The sequence below is a fragment of the Rathayibacter sp. VKM Ac-2928 genome (assembly GCF_022815545.1).
Taxonomy (GTDB): Bacteria; Actinomycetota; Actinomycetes; order Actinomycetales; family Microbacteriaceae; genus Rathayibacter; species Rathayibacter festucae.
Map to the genome: position 1 here is coordinate 106,872 of NZ_JALGRU010000006.1, position 16,560 is coordinate 123,431.

Below are 16,560 nucleotides of genomic sequence, written 5' to 3' on the forward strand. Positions count from 1 at the left end.
TCCCAGGGCTGGCGCGAGTGACGGAAGCGTTTCGACGCGCTGGGCGACCGCCGGGATCTCCTTCGAAACGACTCAGAACTTTTGGTTGACCCGCGACTTAAGTCGCTGTAGCTTCGTCCGCATGGTCAACGCAGACCCCGGCGACACCGCCGCCCAGCCTCTTTCCCGCACTCAGGACACCGCGTCAGAACTGCTTCTGCAGATGCGCGGGATCGTCAAAGTCTTCCCCGGAGCACGAGCCCTCGACGGCGTCGACCTCGACGTCCGGCCGGGCGAGGTGCACTGCCTCCTCGGCCAGAACGGCGCTGGCAAGTCCACGCTGATCAAGACGCTCGCCGGGGCCCACCAGCCCACCGAGGGCGAGATCCTCGTGGACGGGAAGGTCGTCACGATCCCCTCGCCGACGGCCGCGCTCGCCCTCGGCATCGCCACGATGTACCAGGAGCTGGACGTCGTCGACGGCCTCTCCGTCGCCGAGAACATCTACCTCGGCCACGAGCTCTCCCGCGGCGGCTTCACCGCCCGCTCCAAGGCCGCGAGGATCACCCGCGAGCTGATGCAGCGCCTCGGCCACCCCGAGATCGCCCCGCACCGCGAGGTCGGCAGCCTCTCCGCCGCCGGCAAGCAGATCGTGCAGATGGCGCGGGCCCTCTCGCACGACGCGCGGGTCATCATCATGGACGAGCCCTCCGCGGTGCTCGACTCGGAGGAGGTGGAGAACCTCTTCCACGTGGTCCGCCAGCTCACCGCCGACGGCGTCGCCATCGTCTACATCTCGCACCGCCTCGAGGAGATCCGCGCCATCGGCGATCGGATCACCGTCATCAAGGACGGCGCGACGGTCGCGAAGAACCTCGCCGTCGCCGACACCCCGACCTCGAAGCTGATCACGCTGATGACCGGCCGCGCCGTGGAGTACGTGTTCCCGGACCGCACCGAGCTCCCCACCGAGGCCGAGACGCTGCTGAAGGTGGAGAACCTGGGGCTGCGCGGCTCGTTCGCCGACGTCTCGCTCGAGATCCGCGCCGGCGAGGTCGTCGGCCTCGCGGGGCTGGTCGGCTCCGGCCGCTCCGAGATCCTGGAGACCATCTACGGGGCCCGCCGCGCCAGCACCGGCACCGTCAGCGTCGCCGGCAAGCGGCTGCGGGCCGGCTCGGTCACCTCCGCGGTCGACGCCGGCATCGGCCTCTGCCCGGAGGAGCGCAAGAGTCAGGGCCTGCTCCTGGACGAGCCGGTCTACCGCAACATCACCCTCTCGACCTTCGACCGCTTCGCCAAGCGCGGCTTCCTCGACGAGCGCTCCGAGCGCGCGGCGGCGGCCGAGCAGGCGGTGGCGCTCGACCTCCGCCCGCACGGCGTCGACCGCGACGCCCGCACGCTCTCCGGCGGCAACCAGCAGAAGGCGCTCCTCGCCCGCTGGCTGGTGCGCGGCTGCCGCGTGCTGCTGCTCGACGAGCCGACCCGCGGGGTCGACGTCGGAGCTCGGGCCGAGATCTACACCCTGATCCGGGACCTCGCGACCAACGGCGCCGCCGTGCTCGTGGTCTCCAGCGAGATCGGCGAGGTCCTCGGGCTCTCGGACCGAGTGCTCGTGATCTCCGACGGCGCCGTGGTCCACGAGGGCCCCGCCGATTCGATCGACGAGCACCGCGTGCTCGATCTCGTCATGGAAGGAAGTGCAGCGTGAGCGGACAGCTCGACACCGCGTCACCGTCGATCGGCGGTCCGCAGGAGGACGCCGGACGTCACGCCTCGGCCGCGACCGGAGGGCCGAGCGGCGGGGCTCCGTCGAAGGACGCCCGCTCCGGGCTCGCCGGGATGATGGGCGGCTCGCTCGGCCGCAACATCGGCCTGGTGCTCGCGCTGGTCATCCTCTGCATCGTCGGGTTCGCCACCGCGGGGGAGCGCTTCGCCAGCGTCGACAACGTGCTGACGATCCTCCGCCTGGCCGCCGTGATCGGCGTGCTGAGCATCGGCATGACCTTCGTCATCACCTCGGGCGGCATCGACCTCTCGGTCGGCTCGGTGATGGGGCTCGCGACGGTCTGGGCCAGCACGGTCTCGACGCAGTACTACGCGGCGAACACCTCCTGGCTGGTCATCGTGCTGACCGCGGTGCTCGTCGGCCTGGTCTGCGGGCTGATCAACGGAGCGCTGATCGCCTACGGCCGCGTGGTCGCCTTCATGGCGACGCTGGCGATGCTCGTCGCGGCCCGCGGCTTCGCAGAGCTGATCTCGAACCGGCAGACGCAGATCGTCACCGTCGACCCGTTCCTCGACTTCTTCCGCGCCGACGTGCTCGGCATCCCGGTCCTCGTGCTGATCTTCGCGCTCGTCGCGGTGGCCGGCTGGATCCTGCTCAACCGCACGACCTTCGGCCGCCGCACCGTCGCGGTCGGCGGCAACCCGGAGGCGGCCCGCCTCGCCGGCATCAAGGTCCGCCGGCACACCATGTACGTCTACGGCCTCGCCGGCCTGACCGCGGGCATCGCCGCGGTGATGATGCTCGCCCGCACCACCGCCGGCTCGTCGACCAACGGCACGCTCTACGAGCTCGACGCCATCGCGGCGGTCGTGGTCGGCGGCACGCTGCTCGCCGGCGGCCGCGGCACGATCGTCGGCACCGTGTTCGGCGTCCTGATCTTCACGACCCTCACCAACGTCTTCACGCAGAACAACATGTCGACCTCGGCCCAGGCCGTGGCGAAGGGCGCGATCATCGTCGCCGCCGTCCTGCTGCAGCAGCGCTTCGCCGCCCGCGGCAAGTCCTGACCCGAGGGGCCGCCGGCCCCACCTCTTCCCGGGGCGCTCGCCCCGCTTCCCAGCACCAGCAGCATCCACCTCGACCACTCCGGTCACCCTCCGCAGGCACCGCTGTGCCCTGCGGCCCCTCATGGATCCATCGAAGGAGATCACTTCCATGTCCGTTCGCCACCCCTCCGTTTCCCGCCTCGGCCGCACCGTCCGACTGGGCCGCACCGCCCGCCTGGGCACCGCCGGCTTCGCCTTCGGCGCCGTCGCGCTGATGCTCACCGGCTGCATCTCCAACGCCCCCGTCGAGACCGGGAACGCCTCCGGCGGCGGCACCGCCGCCGCGGTCGCCGCCTCGGACAACGACGCCTCGGGCGACACCGTGGTGATCGGCTTCACCGCTCCCGCCGCCGACCACGGCTGGATGGGCGCCGTCAGCCGCGCGGCCATCGCCGAGGCCGAGAAGTACGACGACGTGGAGCTGCGCACCGCGGAGGGCACCAACGACGTCAACCTGCAGATCAGCCAGGTCGAGACCTTCATCAACGACGGCGTCGACGCGATCGTGCTGCTGCCGATCGACGGCGCCGCGCTCACCGAGGTCGCGACCGAGGCGATGGAGGCGGGCATCACCGTCATCAACGTCGACCGCGAGTTCTCCAGCCCGTTCGCCGCCCGCTCGACGGTGCTCGGCGACAACTACGGCATGGGCGTCAGCGCCGGCACCTACCTCTGCGAGCAGCTCGGCGACAACCCGGACGCGGTCGTGGCCGAGATCGCCGGCATCGACTCGCTGCCGCTGACCCAGGACCGCAGCCAGGGCTTCGCCGACGCGCTCTCGGGCTGCGGACTCGACGTGGACAACCGCGTCGCCGCCGACTTCACCGTCCAGGGCGGCGAGCAGGCCGCGGCCAACCTCCTCCAGGCGGCGCCGCAGATCGACGCGATCTGGAACCACGACGACGACCAGGGCGTCGGCGTCCTCGCCGCGATCGACACCGCGGGCCGCGACGAGTTCATCCTCGTCGGCGGCGCCGGCTCGGCGAACGTGATGCGCTCGATCGAGGCCGACGACTCCGTGGTCAAGGCCACGGTCGTCTACCCCTCGACCCAGGCCGCGGACGGCATCAAGCTCGCCCGCCTGATCGAGCAGAACAAGTCGATGAGCGACACCACCTCGCTCGGCGTCCCGCGCCAGATCCAGCTCTTCGCGCCGGTCGTCACCAAGGACAACGTCGCCGAGTACCTGCCCTCGGCCTTCGAGTCCTGATCCGCTGATCCGCTCGGATCACTGATCCGACCGGCCCACTGACCCGCCGGCGCGGGGGAGACCCCGCGCCGGCCCGGACCAGCCGGAACCGCTCCTCTAATAAGAGGAGCGACCGGCGCCGCGACAGCATCCCGCGAGAGGAGGCGACGACGAAGACATCGGCCCACGGGCCGACCAGAGGAGACCGGATCCGCACGTCGTGCGGACAGAGACGGATCCGGCCTCTGCGATGAACACCTCGTTGAAGGAATCACATCACGCATGAATGGTAAGCGATCCACGAAGAGAAGCATCAGGTCTCTCTTCGCCCTCGGCATCGCCGGGATGGTGACGGTCTCCGGACTCACCGCTCTCGGCCTGCCCGCCTCGGCCCACGACGGAGTGGACCACGGCTCGGAGCCGGGCGCGGAGTCCGCGCTCGACTGGAGCAACTACGAGAAGGTGCTGCTGACGAAGAACGTCGGCGAACCGATCGACCTCGCCGTCCTCCCGGACAAGTCGGTCCTCCACACGGCACGCAACGGCGAGATCCGCCACACCGATCCGAAGACCGGCACCACGCGCGTCGTGGCCACGATCCCCGTCTACCAGAACTCGGAGGACGGGCTCCAGGGCGTCGGCGTCGACCCCGACTTCGCCGAGAACCAGTGGGTCTATCTGGTCTACGCGCCCCAGAGCGGCACGCCGACCGGTGCGGCCCCGAACATGCTCCCCGCGGGTGAGGACGAGAGCTACTGGGACCAGTGGAAGGGCGTCAACCGCCTCTCCCGGTTCAAGTGGACCGGCTCCGGTCTCGACCTGGCGAGCGAGCAGAAGATCATCGAGGTCGAGGCGCAGCGCGGGCAGTGCTGCCACGTGGGCGCCGACTTCGACTGGGACGCCGACGGCAACCTGTACCTCTCGACCGGTGACAACACGCCGGCGAGCGCTCCGGGGGCCGCGGGCTTCGCGCCGAACAACGACGCGCCCGGCATGAACCCCGGCTTCGACTCGCGTCGCGGTGCGGGCAACACGAACGACCTGCGCGGCAAGATCCTCCGGATCACGGTCCAGGAGGACGGCTCGTACACGATCCCCGAGGGCAACCTCTTCCCGGTGGGCACCGAGAAGACCCGTCCCGAGATCTTCGTGATGGGCGTGCGCAACCCGTTCAAGATCGACGTCGACGCGGAGACGAACACCCTCTCCTGGGGCGACTACGGTCCCGACGCGACGAAGGCCGCCGCGGCCGACGGCGTGCGCGGCCCGATGGGTCTCGTCGAGTGGAACGCGACCGGACTCGACCAGCCGCAGAACTCGGGCTGGCCCTACGTGCACGGCCCGAACCTGCCGTACAACGAGTGGGACTTCGAGACGGCGACGCCCCGCGGCTTCTTCGACCCGCAGAACCTGAAGAACAACTCGCGCTGGAACACCGGCCTCGTGGACATCCCGGCGGCCACGCCGGCGACCGTCTACTACGGCGACAACCCGGGCGACCAGCCGTTCGACGAGCTCGTGAACTTCGGCACGGGCACCGGCCAGGGCCCGATGGGCGGACCGGTGTACCACTTCGACGAGGAGAACACCTCGACGTCGAAGTTCCCGGCCTACTGGAACGAGAAGACCTTCTTCGGCGAGTTCTCGCAGGACTACATCGCGGCGTTCACGCTCGATGACGACCGCGCGGTCACGCACATCGAGGACTTCCTGCCCAACACGGCGCTGAGCTCGCGCAACCAGCCGATCCACGACAACCCCATGGACATGGAGTTCGGCCCCGACGGGTCGATGTACGTGCTCGAGTACGGCGACGGCTTCTTCCGCGCCAACCCCGACGCCGGCCTGTACCGGATCGACTACGCCGAGGGCAACAAGGCCCCCCAGGCGCGCTTCACCGCGACGCCGCTGTCCGCCTCCGAGACGCCGCTCGAGGTGACGTTCGACGCCACGGGATCCTCCGACCCCGAGGGCGACGCGCTCACCTACGACTGGGACTTCGACGGCAACGGCACCTTCGACGCCACGGGCGTCACCGTGAAGAACACCTACACCGAGCTCGGCCAGTTCACGGCCCGCCTGCGCGTCACCGACGCCAAGGGCAAGTTCAGCCTCACCTCCCGGGTCATCTCCGTGGGCAACCAGGCGCCGCAGATCGAGATCACGACGCCCGGCAACGGCTCGTTCTTCGAGTGGGGCGACGCGATCCCCTACCGGGTGACCGGCCGTGACGCGGAGGACGGCGACCAGATCGTCGGCAGCCGCGTGGCGTGGACCTACGGTCTCGGCCACGACGAGCACGCCCACCCCGAGGTCACCGGCACCGGTGCCACGGGAGCGTTCCCGACGTCCGCCGACTCGCCCGAGCACGGCCCCGGCGCGCTGCTCTACGGCACCGTCGTCGTGACCTACACGGACGCCGGCTACAACGGACTGCCCCCGGCCGCGGCCGAGGCGACGCTGCGGCTGAACCCGAAGACGCAGGAGGCGGAGCACGCCGCCCGCGAGGGCGTCCTGCCCTACGCGGACACCACCGCCAGCGGCGGCAACGCGGTCAGCGGACTCGGTGCGGGATCCTTCCTGCGCTGGGACCCGGTGAACCTCGCCAACCTGACCGGCGTCGTGGTCCGCGCCACCGGTGAGGGCACGGTCGACCTCCGCTGGAACGCCGCCGACGCGGCGCCCTTCGGGACGGCGACCATCCCCGCCGGCGCCGGCTGGCAGGACGTCCTCGTGCCGTTCTCCGGCCAGCCCACCGGCACCGGCTCGCTCTACGTGACCTCGCCCTCCGGCCTGTCGCTCGACTCCCTCACCTTCCAGGGTGCGGGTGCCGGCGACACGACGGCGCCGACCGTCAGCGCGACCCTCGACCCCGCAGCGCCCACCGGCGTCGGCGGCGTCTACAACCGCGCGGTGAACCTGAACCTGGCGGCGACCGACAACGGCGCGCTCGCCAGCGTGCAGTACTCGGTCGACAACGGGACGACGTGGACCACGGTCCGCGCCGCGAACGGCGCCTACTCGGTGCCCTTCACCACCAACGGCGCCCGCACGGTCCAGTACCGCGCCACCGACACCGGCGGCAACGTCTCCGCGGTCGGCACGGTCTCGTTCACGATCGACCTCGCCGCGGGGAACGCGCCGACCGTCGACTCGACCACGACCGTGGCGCTCGGCGCCCCTCGCGTGACCTTCGGCGCTCCCGGATCGGCGACGGTCACCGTCTCCGGCCAGGGCGGCACCCCCGGCGGCGAGGTCGTCCTCTACGAGGGCGACACCGAGATCGGCCGCAGCGCCCTCGAGGGCGGGAAGGCGACGATCGCCCTGCCGCAGACCCTCGGGGCCGGGACGCACACCTTCCGCGCGGCCTACGGAGCAGACGGGACCTTCAAGGCCTCGGCCGGCACCGCCCGCCTGATCGTGTCGAAGGCCGACTCCGTGCTCACCGCGACCGTCTCGCCGAACCCGGTCAAGCCGGGCGCCAGCGCGCAGGTCTCGGTCGAAGCGAAGACGTCGACCGGCGTCGCCGGGACCGGGCAGGTCACCGTGATGGTGAAGAGGAACCTCTCCACCGTCGCGATGCTCACCGGCACTCTCGACGAGAACGGGAAGGTCGTCGTGACCTTGCCGAAGCTCGCCGCGGGCAGCTACAAGCTGACCGTCACCCACACCGCCACGGCGAACACCAACGCCGCGTCCAGCCTGCTGAACCTCACCGTCCAGCAGTAGCCGCGGCGGGACCGGCCGGCTCGCGCCGAGAGCCCGGGCCGGCCGGTCCCCCCCCCCTGATCCATCTGCATGTTCCGTTTCGAAGGAGAGACAATGCACCACCACCACGGATCCATCACGGCGAAGCCGATGAGCCGACGCGCGCTGATGACGGCGCTCGCCGCCTCCACGGTCGCCGTCGGAGTCGGGGCCGGCGCGCTGGCGCCCGGCGCCCTCGCCGCTCCCGCGCCCTCGTCCGGCGCCAACCGGCTCGTCCCGATCAACCGGATCGGGATCCAGCTCTACAGCGTCCGCGACAAGGTCTCGTCGCTCGGCTTCCGCGCCGTCTTCGAGGAGCTGGGCCGCATCGGCTACAGCGAGATCGAGTTCGCCGGCTACACCCAGGGCAACGTCGGCGCGATCACCCCCCAGGAGATCCGCCAGCTGCTCGACGACAACGGCCTGCGGGCCGTCGGCTCGCACGTCGGCACCAACCTGCTCCGCTCGGAGCTGGGGAAGCAGATCGAGATCGCGCAGATCCTCGGCACCCCGCACCTCGGCACCGGCAACGCGCCGACCAACGTCAACACCGTCGCGGGCTACCGTGCGGCCGCGGACGAGTGGAACGCCTGGGGCGCCCAGGTCACGGCCGCGGGCATGAAGCTCTACCAGCACAACCACGCGGGCGAGTTCGCCTTCGGCTCGGACGACCCGAAGACGCGCCTCTACGACGTGTTCTACGACAACACCGACCCGAAGCACGTCTACCTCGAGATGGACGTCTACTGGGCCTACGTGGGCAAGAAGCTCTACCCGGGCTTCGAGCCGCTCGACTACATCAAGCGCAATCCGCGCCGCTACCCGATCCTGCACCTCAAGGACGGCAAGACGAACAACGCGAACACCAACGGCTACGACATCGTCGAGTTCGGCGCGGGCAATCTGCCGTACCAGGCGTTCCTGTCGGAGCTGCGCGACCGCGGCCAGCGCTACGGCGTCTGGGAGCAGGACACCGCGCCCACCCAGGCCGTCGCGCCCAACCCGGTGAACTCGCTCGGCAACGCCGCGCGCAGCTACGACGCCATCGAGGCTCTCCGTGGCTGAGTCCTCGCGCCGCGCCGGCGCCTCCCTTCCCCGCACCACCACGCGCACCGGCGCACCGAGGAGAACCCCCATGAAGTGGAAGACGACCACGGCGGTCCTCGCGGCCGCCTCCCTCGCTATGGTCGCCGCGCCGTCCGCCTTCGCGGCGACGACGGACTGCACGACCGAGCTCGGCAACACGACGATCGCGGGCGACCTGACCGTCGCCGCCGGCGAGACCTGCGTGCTGGGCAACGTCGTCGTGCAGGGCTCGATCACCGTCGGCGACGACGCCTGGCTCGACGCCACCTCGGCGACGATCGAGGGCGACGTCATCGGCACGGACGCGTACGGCATCTCGATCGACGGCACCAGCGTCGGCGGCGACGTCGTGTCCTTCTCCGAGGGCTCGCGCGCCGGCTTCCTCTACCTCCGCGACCTCACCGTCGCGGGCATGGTCGAGGCGGGCGGCATCGACGTCGAGCTCAGCGACGTCTCGGTCGACGGCTCGGTCAGCACCGACGCGGCGAACTACGTCGACGTGGCGCGCACCAGCGTCGGCGGCGACGCGACCTTCGCCGGCAGCGACTTCGGCGTCAGCGTCGGCGGCGCGATCGTCGGCGGCTCGCTGACGGTCAGCGGATCCTCGCGCGGCGTGCTCCTCGGCGCGAACGAGGACGGCTCCGCGGCCGCGCTCGGCAACACCGTCGGCGGGAACCTCGTGCTCTCGGGCAACTCCGGCAACGTCCAGCTCGCGGGCTCGACGGTCGGCGGGCGGATCACGCTCGCCGAGAACGCTCCGGCGGTCAACTTCGGCGCGGGCAACACCGCCGCCGGAGTGGACGGGGACTTCACCGGCACGGCCGCCGGCGCTGCGGCGCAGGGCGACCAGGCCGTCGCGGTCATCGTGCCGGACGCGCGCGAGGGCGAGCTGACCTGGAGCCTCGAGGGCACCAGCAACCTGGTGAACCTCGGTGTCGCCGAGGAGCAGGGCGACCACTTCGCCGCGTCGGGCGAGCTCGTGCCGGTCCGTGTGACCGACTCGCGCCTGTCCGGACCGGAGTGGTCGGTGACCGCTCAGATCAGCGACTTCCGTGCCGGCGACCAGACGGTCTCGGGCAAGTACCTCGGCTGGACCCCCAAGGTCCTGGAGAACGAGGGCGGTGCCGTCGCCGGTGCCCCCGTCGTCTCCGGGTTCGTCTCGGGCGAGGGCCTCGCCACCGCCCGCGTCCTCGGCTCCGCCGCGGCCGGACACCCGACCGGATCCTCGGTCCTCGGCGCCGACCTCGACCTGCAGCTCCCGCTGTCGGTCGGAACCGGCACCTACACGGCGACGCTGACGCTCACCGCGCTCGGCTAGCCACCCTCGGCCGGCCGCCGGAGCCCCGGCGGCCGGCCCCCCTCCTTCCTCCTCCGCGAGATGCCACTTGTGCACGCCTGACACGGCGTGTCGCGTGCACAAGTGGCATCTCGCGGAGGGACCCACCCCCTCGAAAGGCTGGACGATGATGTTCCGCTCCACACTCCGCTCGCTCGGTGTCCTCCTCGTCGTGGGGGTCGCGGGTGCCGTGCTGCCGGCGCAGGCCCTCGCGGAGACGGCGAGCTCGCAGGCGAGCTCGGCCGTCACCTGGGGGGTGCGGCCCGCCGACACCGAGCAGGGCAGCGACCGGCCGAACTACGCCTACGCGCTCGAGCCGGGCGGGCAGCTGAGCGACGCGCTGATCGTCTCCAACTACGACGACGAGGAGCAGACCTTCCGCGTCTACGGCTCCGACGGCTTCCTCACCGAGGCGGGGCAGCTCGATCTGCTGCCGGCCGCCGAGCCGTCCACCCAGCTGGGCAGCTGGATCTCCTTCGAGGCCCCGGACGTCGTCGTCCCCGCGGGCGAGAGCGTGCAGATCCCGTTCCAGCTCGAGGTGCCGGCCGACGCCGTGCCGGGCGACTACGCCGCAGGGGTCGTCTCCTCGATCCTCGTCCAGGGCGAGACCGGGGTCTCGGTCGACCGCCGCCTCGGCTCGCGGATGTACCTCCGCGTCGGCGGCGACCTCGCCCCGCGCCTCTCGGTCGACGGCCTCGCCGTCTCGTACCAGGGCGAGTGGAACCCCTTCGCCCCCGGCACGACCACCATCGACTACACCGTCACCAACGCGGGCAACACCCGCCTCGCCCCGGGCGCCGAGCTCGCGGTCTCCGGTCTCCTCGGCCTCGGCAGCGTCGCCGCGACCGATCCGGAGCCGCTGCCCGAGCTGCTCCCGGGCAGCTCGACCAGCCGGAGCGTCACCGTCGCCGGGGTCTGGCCGCTGTTCGTCGCGACCGCCCGGATCGCGCTGACCGGCACCGTCGTCACCGCCGACTTCGCGGGGCAGGCCACCGACCCGGCCGCCGTGCCCGAGGTCGCCGCCGTCTCCTCCGAGGCCTCGACCGCGGCCGTGCCGTGGAGCGCGCTGCTGCTGCTGGCGCTGCTGATCGGGCTGATCGTGCTGGCGGTCGTGCGCCGCCGCCGCCGCGCCGCGGGCGAGCAGCGGCGGATCGACGCCGCCGTCGCCGCTGCGGTGGCCGGTGCCTCGACGACCGGCGCCTCCGCGACTCCGCGAGATGCCACTTCTGACGAGGATTCACGGCGTGTCGAGCTCACAAGTGGCATCTCGCGGGAGACGACCGACCCGTCAGCGTCCGACCGGGCGGGGGTGCGCTCCTGACCTCCGTCGCCGCCGGGGCGTCAGCGCTCGGCGAGGCTCTGCTCGCGGAGCTGCTCGAGGAACGCGTCGACGTTGCTCGGGCCGAGGAGGTGCTGCCGCAGCATCAGCGCCGCGCCGCGCACGCCGCCGCTGCCGCCGAGCTCGGCGGTCACCACGTGCAGGCGCTGGGTCGCCAGCGGCAGGGAGCGCCGGTCGACGACCTCGCGCACGCCGGCCAGGATCTCCGGGGCGGCGAGCGCGACGCTGCCGCCGAGCACGATCACCGACGGGTTCAGCAGGCTCACGCAGGTGGCGAGGACCTCGCCGATCTGCAGGCCCGCGAGGCGCGCCGCCTCGATCGCCTCCGGGTCGCGGTCGCGCAGGAGCGCCAGCAGATCGCGGACCGAGTGCACGTCGCGGCCCGCCTCGGCCAGCGCGCGCACCAGGGCCCCGCCGCTCGCGAGCGCCTCGAGGTCGCCGTCGCGGCCGTCCGCCGCCTCCGGAGCGGTGCGCGGCACCTGGACGTGACCGAGATCGCCGGCCGCGCCGAGCGCACCGCGCTGCAGGACGCCGCCCGAGACGATGCCCGAGCCGATGCCGGTGCTGATCTTCACGAAGATCAGGTCCTGCGCGTGCGGGAAGCGCGAGGCGCGCTCGCCGAGGGCCAGCAGGTTCACGTCGTTGTCGACGAGCACGGTGGTGTCGACGCGGCGGCGGATGTAGCCCGGGATGTCGAAGCCGTCCCAGCCGGGCATGATCGGCGGGCGCACCGGGCGGCCGCTCGCGTGCTCGACCGGGCCGGGCACGCCGAGGCCGAAGCCGGCCAGCGCCTCGGGCGCCAGGTGCGCATCGGCGAGGATCTCGTCGCAGACGTCGAGCGCGTGGTCGAGCACCCGGATCGGGCCCTGCGCGATGTCGAGCTCCTCGCGGCGCTCGACGACGATGCGGCCGTCGAAGTCGGTCAGCGCGATCGTCGAGTGCGTCGCGCCGAGGTCGATGGTCAGGAACGCGCGGACCGACGGATCGAAGACCAGCCGCGCCGACGGACGGCCGCCGGTCGACGGCGCGCGGTCGAGGTGCGTGATCAGGCCGAGCTCGAAGAACAGGTCGAGCCGCGTCATCACCGCCGTGCGGGCGAGTCCCGTCTCCTCGACCAGCTCCGCGCGGGTGCGCGGACGGCCGTCGGCGAAGAGCCGCAGCAGGTCGCCGGTCTGCGAGCCGGCCCGCCCGCTCACGCGGAGCGCCCGCCGTCCGTGCAAGCGCCGTCCGGGCGACGGCAGGCGACTGCTCGGGAGATCGGGTGGCGGCTCGGCACACCTGAGGAAAGCAGTCGCCGCGAGGTGACGCAATCTCGACGCGCAGGGAGACCCCGAATGACGTCCCCCCGAACGACCTCCCCGCGAACGGCCTCCCCCCGAACGACATGCCCCGAACGACCTCCCCACGAATGAAGTCCACAGACAGGAGAGAACGATGACCTCGTCCGACACCACCAGCACCACCAGCACCACCGGCACCACCACCGCCGCCGACCGCGCCCCGCAGCAGGAGCGCATCGGCCTCTGGCTGATCGGAGCCCGGGGCAGCGTCGCCACCACGGCCGCCGTCGGCCTGCACGCCATCGCCTCGGGCGCCGCTCCCAGCAACGGCTGCGCCACCGCGACCCCGGCCTTCGAGGACGTCCCGCTCGCCGGCTTCGACGCGATCGTGATCGGCGGGCACGACGTCTCGTCGACCCCGCTGCTCGAGAAGGCGATGGGCCTGGCGGCCGGCGGGATGTTCCCGACCTCGGTCGTCGCCGAGGTCGCCGACCGGCTCGACGCGACCGACCGCGAGATCCGGCGCTCCTTCGGCGTCGAGGGCGGCTCGCAGCAGGACGAGATCGATCGTCAGGCGGCCGACATCGTCGAGTTCCGCGAGCGGCACGCGCTCGCCCGGGTCGTCGTGATCGACGTCGCCTCCACCGAGGTGCTGCCGCAGGACCGCCCCGAGTTCCACGACCTCGCCGCCCTGCGCGCCGCGCTGGCCCGGCCCGGCGAGACCGTGCTGCCGCCGAGCTCGATCTCCGCGCTCGCCGCGGTGACCGCCGGCTCGCCCTACGTCTGCTTCACCCCCTCCACCGCGCTGGCGCTGCCCGCGCTGGAGGAGTGGGCCGCGGAGGCGGGCATCCCGATCGCGGGACAGGACGGCAAGACCGGCGAGACCCTGCTCCGCAGCGTGCTCGCGCCGATGTTCACGGCGCGCGGGATGCGCGTGCTGTCCTGGGCGGGCGCGAACCTGCTCGGCGGCGGCGACGGGCAGACCCTCGCCGACCCGGAGGCGGTGCGCTCGAAGCTGGTCTCGAAGAACCGCGGGCTCCGCAGCCTGCTCGGCGACGAGGTCGTCACTCCGCTGCACATCGACAACGTGCCGGACCTCGGCGACGTGAAGACCGCGTGGGACCACGTGCACGCGGAGGGGTTCCTCGGCTCGCGGATCACGGTGCAGACCATCTGGTCGGCCTACGACTCCGCGCTCGCCGCCCCGCTGATCCTGGACCTGGCGCGCCTGATGTCGCTCGCCGACGCGGCCGGGATCTCCGGCCCGGTCGCCGAAATGGGCTTCTTCTTCAAGGACCCGTGGGGGAGCGACGTGCACGGCTTCGCGGAGCAGACCGCCGAGCTGGTCGCCTGGTCGGCCCGCACCGGGGCGGCCGTCGCTCAGCGCTCGCTCGTGGCGGGCGGCGCGATCCGCCATGGCTGAGCTGCGCGACTGGCTCGAGCTCGTGCGCGCCAAGGCTGCGCTCTCGGTGCTCGGCGACACGGTGGCCGGAGCGGCGTGGGCCGGCCGGGCGCCCGGCGCGCGCACCGTCGCGCTGCCGCTCGCGTCCGCGCTCCTCTACTCCGCGGGCATGGCGCTGAACGACTACGCGGACGCGGAGCTCGACGCGCTGGAGCGGCCGGAGCGGCCGATCCCGTCGGGGCGGATCCGGCGCGGCGCCGCGCTCGGGCTGGCGGCCGGGCTGACCGGGGCGGGGATCGCGGTCGCGGCACTGGTGGACGGGCGCCGCTCGCTCCTGCTGAGCGTGCCGCTCGCGGCGAGCATCTGGTCGTACGACCTGCTGGCCAAGCCGACTCCGCTCGGGCCGGTCGTGATGGCGGCGTGCCGCGGGCTCGACGTGCTGCTCGGTGCCGGAGCGGGTGGTGTGCGCGCGGCGGCTCCCGCCTCCGCCGCCGTCGCGGCGCACACCCTCGGCGTCACCGTGCTCTCGCGCGGCGAGGTGCACGGCACCCGCCCGGCCCTCGCGGGAGCGGCGGCGACCGGCACGGCCGCGCTCGCCCTCGCGCTGGGGATCGGGGCGGTCCGCGCGAAGGGCGGCCCGGCGATCGGAGCGGTCGTCGCCGTCGCGATCGCCCGCTGGATCGCGCTCGTGCTGGTCCCGCAGCTGCGGGCGGTGCGGACGCCCGACGCGGCCGCGGCGCGGACGGCCACCCGCTCGGGCATCGCGGGGATGATCCCGCTGCAGGCGGCGCTCGCCGGGCTGCGGCGGCCGGAGCTCGGCGCGGCCCTGCTCGGGCTCGACGCGCTCGGCGCCGTCGTGCTGCGGCGCCCGAGGGTCTCGGCGGACATCACATGAGCGGGCAGGAGAGCGACCAGGCCGGCCCCGTCCTCGGCTACGGCACCAACGGCTTCGCCGACCACACCCTCGACGACGCCCTGACCGTGCTGCACGCCGCCGGTTACCGGGCGGTGGCGCTGACCCTCGGGACCCCGCACCTCGACCCGTTCGCCGACGACGTCCGCGAGCGCACCCTCGCCCTGCGTCGACGGCTCGACGAGCTGGGCTTCCGCGTGGTGATCGAGACCGGCGCGCGCTACCTCCTCGATCCGTTCGTGAAGCACCGGCCGACCCTGGTCGACGAGGAGGCCGGCCCGCGCCTGGCCTTCCTGCACCGCGCGATCGAGATCGCCGCTCTGCTCGGCGCCGACGCCGTCTCGCTCTGGTCGGGCGTGCTGCCCGAGGGGATGGAGCGCGCCCGCGGCTGGCGGCTCCTGGTCGAGCGGATGCGCGGCGTCGTCGCCGAGGCCGAGCGCTACGGCGTCCGGCTGGGCTTCGAGCCGGAGCCCGGCATGCTCGTCGAGACGGTCGCGGACGCACTGCTGCTGCGCCGCGAGCTCGGCGATCCCGAGGCGCTCGGTCTCACCGTGGACCTCGGCCACTGCGTGGTCGTCGAGCCGGACGGCGTCGTCGGCGCCCTCCGCAGCGCGGCCGGCCTGCTGGTGAACGTGCAGGTCGACGACATGCTGCCCGAGCGGCACGAGCACCTCGAGCTCGGCACCGGCGCGCTCGATCTCGCGGCCGCGTTCGCGACGCTCGAGGAGATCGGCTACCGCGGGATCGCCGCCGTGGAGCTGCCGCGGCACTCGCACGACGCCCCGCGCCTCGCGGTCGCGAATCTCGCGGCGATGCGAGCGGCGATCCGGACCCGGGGGGCAGGGGCGGAGTCGCCCCAGCACCCCTGGACCGCCGGCGCCTGCGCCGTCCTGCGCGAGCAGCCGCGGCGGATCGAGCGCTGCTTCCCGGCCGCCGGTCGGGAGGCCGGCCGCGCGCCGCTCCGCCCGGACACGGATCCGCAGGGCCTCGTGCACGGCACCGAGGACGACGCGGCGCGCTCGGCGCTGATCGCGGCCGCCGCCTCCGCGCTCGACGACGAGGACCTCGCCGCCCTGCTCCTCCGCCTCTACCGCGGCGGCGACGACGCCGAGCGCCGCGGCGTGCTGGTCGGCCTGCACGCGCTCACCGCCGCCGGCCGCGCGGGGGAGCCGCTCGCCGCGGCCGGTCGCGAGCTGATCGCGGACGCCCTGCGCGCCAACGACACCCGGCTGGTCGCCGCGGCGATGGGCCGCTTCGCCGAGGAGCACCTCGACGCGCACGCCTGGCGGCACGGTGTGCTCAAGCTCGTCTTCTGCGGCGTCCCGCTCGCGGCCGTCTCCGGTCTCGAGCGGCGGAGCGACCCCGAGCTCGCCGCGATGGCCGGCCGCTTCGCCGACGAGCGCCGCGCCGCCGGCCGCACGGTGCCGGACGACCTGGCGGTGCTCCTGCCGAGCTGA

Annotated in this window: 11 protein-coding genes; 10 read left to right on the forward strand and 1 reads right to left on the reverse strand. The window is 72.9% G+C overall.

Annotation, left to right across the window (positions count from 1 at the left end):
- The first annotated feature begins 202 nt into the window (after positions 1-202).
- From MT350_RS18960 to MT350_RS18990, 7 genes are all read left to right on the forward strand, one after another.
- On the forward strand, positions 203-1,687 hold the full coding sequence (locus tag MT350_RS18960) for a sugar ABC transporter ATP-binding protein (RefSeq protein ID WP_243581137.1): 1,485 nt from the start codon (positions 203-205) through the stop codon (positions 1,685-1,687).
- Positions 1,688-1,818: 131 nt separating this feature from the next.
- Positions 1,819-2,772, forward strand: a complete 954-nt coding sequence (locus MT350_RS18965; protein ID WP_123445318.1) for an ABC transporter permease — start codon at positions 1,819-1,821, stop codon at positions 2,770-2,772.
- A 148-nt stretch (positions 2,773-2,920) separates the two neighbouring features.
- A complete protein-coding gene (locus MT350_RS18970) occupies positions 2,921-4,021 on the forward strand; it encodes a substrate-binding domain-containing protein (RefSeq protein ID WP_374206655.1) in 1,101 nt (366 codons plus the stop codon).
- A gap of 261 nt (positions 4,022-4,282) precedes the next feature.
- Complete coding sequence (locus tag MT350_RS18975) at positions 4,283-7,729, forward strand: PQQ-dependent sugar dehydrogenase (protein WP_243616439.1); 3,447 nt, start codon at positions 4,283-4,285, stop codon at positions 7,727-7,729.
- Positions 7,730-7,822: 93 nt separating this feature from the next.
- The gene (locus tag MT350_RS18980; protein WP_243616440.1) at positions 7,823-8,812 is read left to right on the forward strand and encodes a sugar phosphate isomerase/epimerase; all 990 of its coding nucleotides are present in this window, start codon (positions 7,823-7,825) and stop codon (positions 8,810-8,812) included.
- Between the two features lie 70 nt (positions 8,813-8,882).
- Positions 8,883-10,151 (forward strand): hypothetical protein, encoded by a 1,269-nt coding sequence (locus tag MT350_RS18985; protein ID WP_123444620.1) that lies wholly within the window; start codon positions 8,883-8,885, stop codon positions 10,149-10,151.
- 148 nt (positions 10,152-10,299) lie between these two features.
- Positions 10,300-11,490, forward strand: a complete 1,191-nt coding sequence (locus tag MT350_RS18990; protein ID WP_243616441.1) for a DUF916 domain-containing protein — start codon at positions 10,300-10,302, stop codon at positions 11,488-11,490.
- 20 nt (positions 11,491-11,510) lie between these two features.
- Here the strand turns inward: MT350_RS18990 and MT350_RS18995 are convergent, their stop codons facing one another.
- Positions 11,511-12,704, reverse strand: a complete 1,194-nt coding sequence (locus MT350_RS18995) for an ROK family protein (RefSeq protein WP_243599774.1) — start codon at positions 12,702-12,704, stop codon at positions 11,511-11,513.
- A 238-nt stretch (positions 12,705-12,942) separates the two neighbouring features.
- Between MT350_RS18995 and MT350_RS19005 the strand changes: the two genes are divergently transcribed.
- Genes MT350_RS19005 through MT350_RS19015 form a run of 3 tightly spaced genes read left to right on the forward strand, consistent with a single transcriptional unit; the run spans position 12,943 to position 16,560 of the window.
- Complete coding sequence (locus MT350_RS19005; RefSeq protein WP_279396524.1) at positions 12,943-14,211, forward strand: inositol-3-phosphate synthase; 1,269 nt, start codon at positions 12,943-12,945, stop codon at positions 14,209-14,211.
- Positions 14,204-15,085 (forward strand): SCO3242 family prenyltransferase, encoded by an 882-nt coding sequence (locus MT350_RS19010; protein ID WP_243616442.1) that lies wholly within the window; start codon positions 14,204-14,206, stop codon positions 15,083-15,085. The genes MT350_RS19005 and MT350_RS19010 overlap by 8 nt, the downstream gene beginning before the upstream one ends.
- Positions 15,082-16,560 (forward strand): EboA domain-containing protein, encoded by a 1,479-nt coding sequence (locus MT350_RS19015; RefSeq protein WP_243616443.1) that lies wholly within the window; start codon positions 15,082-15,084, stop codon positions 16,558-16,560. Before MT350_RS19010 ends, MT350_RS19015 begins: the two co-directional genes overlap by 4 nt.

Coding starts and splice junctions, on each gene's coding strand:
- MT350_RS18960 (WP_243581137.1), top strand. CDS start 203: ATGCGCGGGATCGTCAAAGTCTTCCCCGGAGCACGAGCCCTCGACGGC.
- MT350_RS18965 (WP_123445318.1), top strand. CDS start 1,819: ATGATGGGCGGCTCGCTCGGCCGCAACATCGGCCTGGTGCTCGCGCTG.
- MT350_RS18970 (WP_374206655.1), top strand. CDS start 2,921: ATGTCCGTTCGCCACCCCTCCGTTTCCCGCCTCGGCCGCACCGTCCGA.
- MT350_RS18975 (WP_243616439.1), top strand. CDS start 4,283: ATGAATGGTAAGCGATCCACGAAGAGAAGCATCAGGTCTCTCTTCGCC.
- MT350_RS18980 (WP_243616440.1), top strand. CDS start 7,823: ATGCACCACCACCACGGATCCATCACGGCGAAGCCGATGAGCCGACGC.
- MT350_RS18985 (WP_123444620.1), top strand. CDS start 8,883: ATGAAGTGGAAGACGACCACGGCGGTCCTCGCGGCCGCCTCCCTCGCT.
- MT350_RS18990 (WP_243616441.1), top strand. CDS start 10,300: ATGTTCCGCTCCACACTCCGCTCGCTCGGTGTCCTCCTCGTCGTGGGG.
- MT350_RS19005 (WP_279396524.1), top strand. CDS start 12,943: ATGACCTCGTCCGACACCACCAGCACCACCAGCACCACCGGCACCACC.
- MT350_RS19010 (WP_243616442.1), top strand. CDS start 14,204: ATGGCTGAGCTGCGCGACTGGCTCGAGCTCGTGCGCGCCAAGGCTGCG.
- MT350_RS19015 (WP_243616443.1), top strand. CDS start 15,082: ATGAGCGGGCAGGAGAGCGACCAGGCCGGCCCCGTCCTCGGCTACGGC.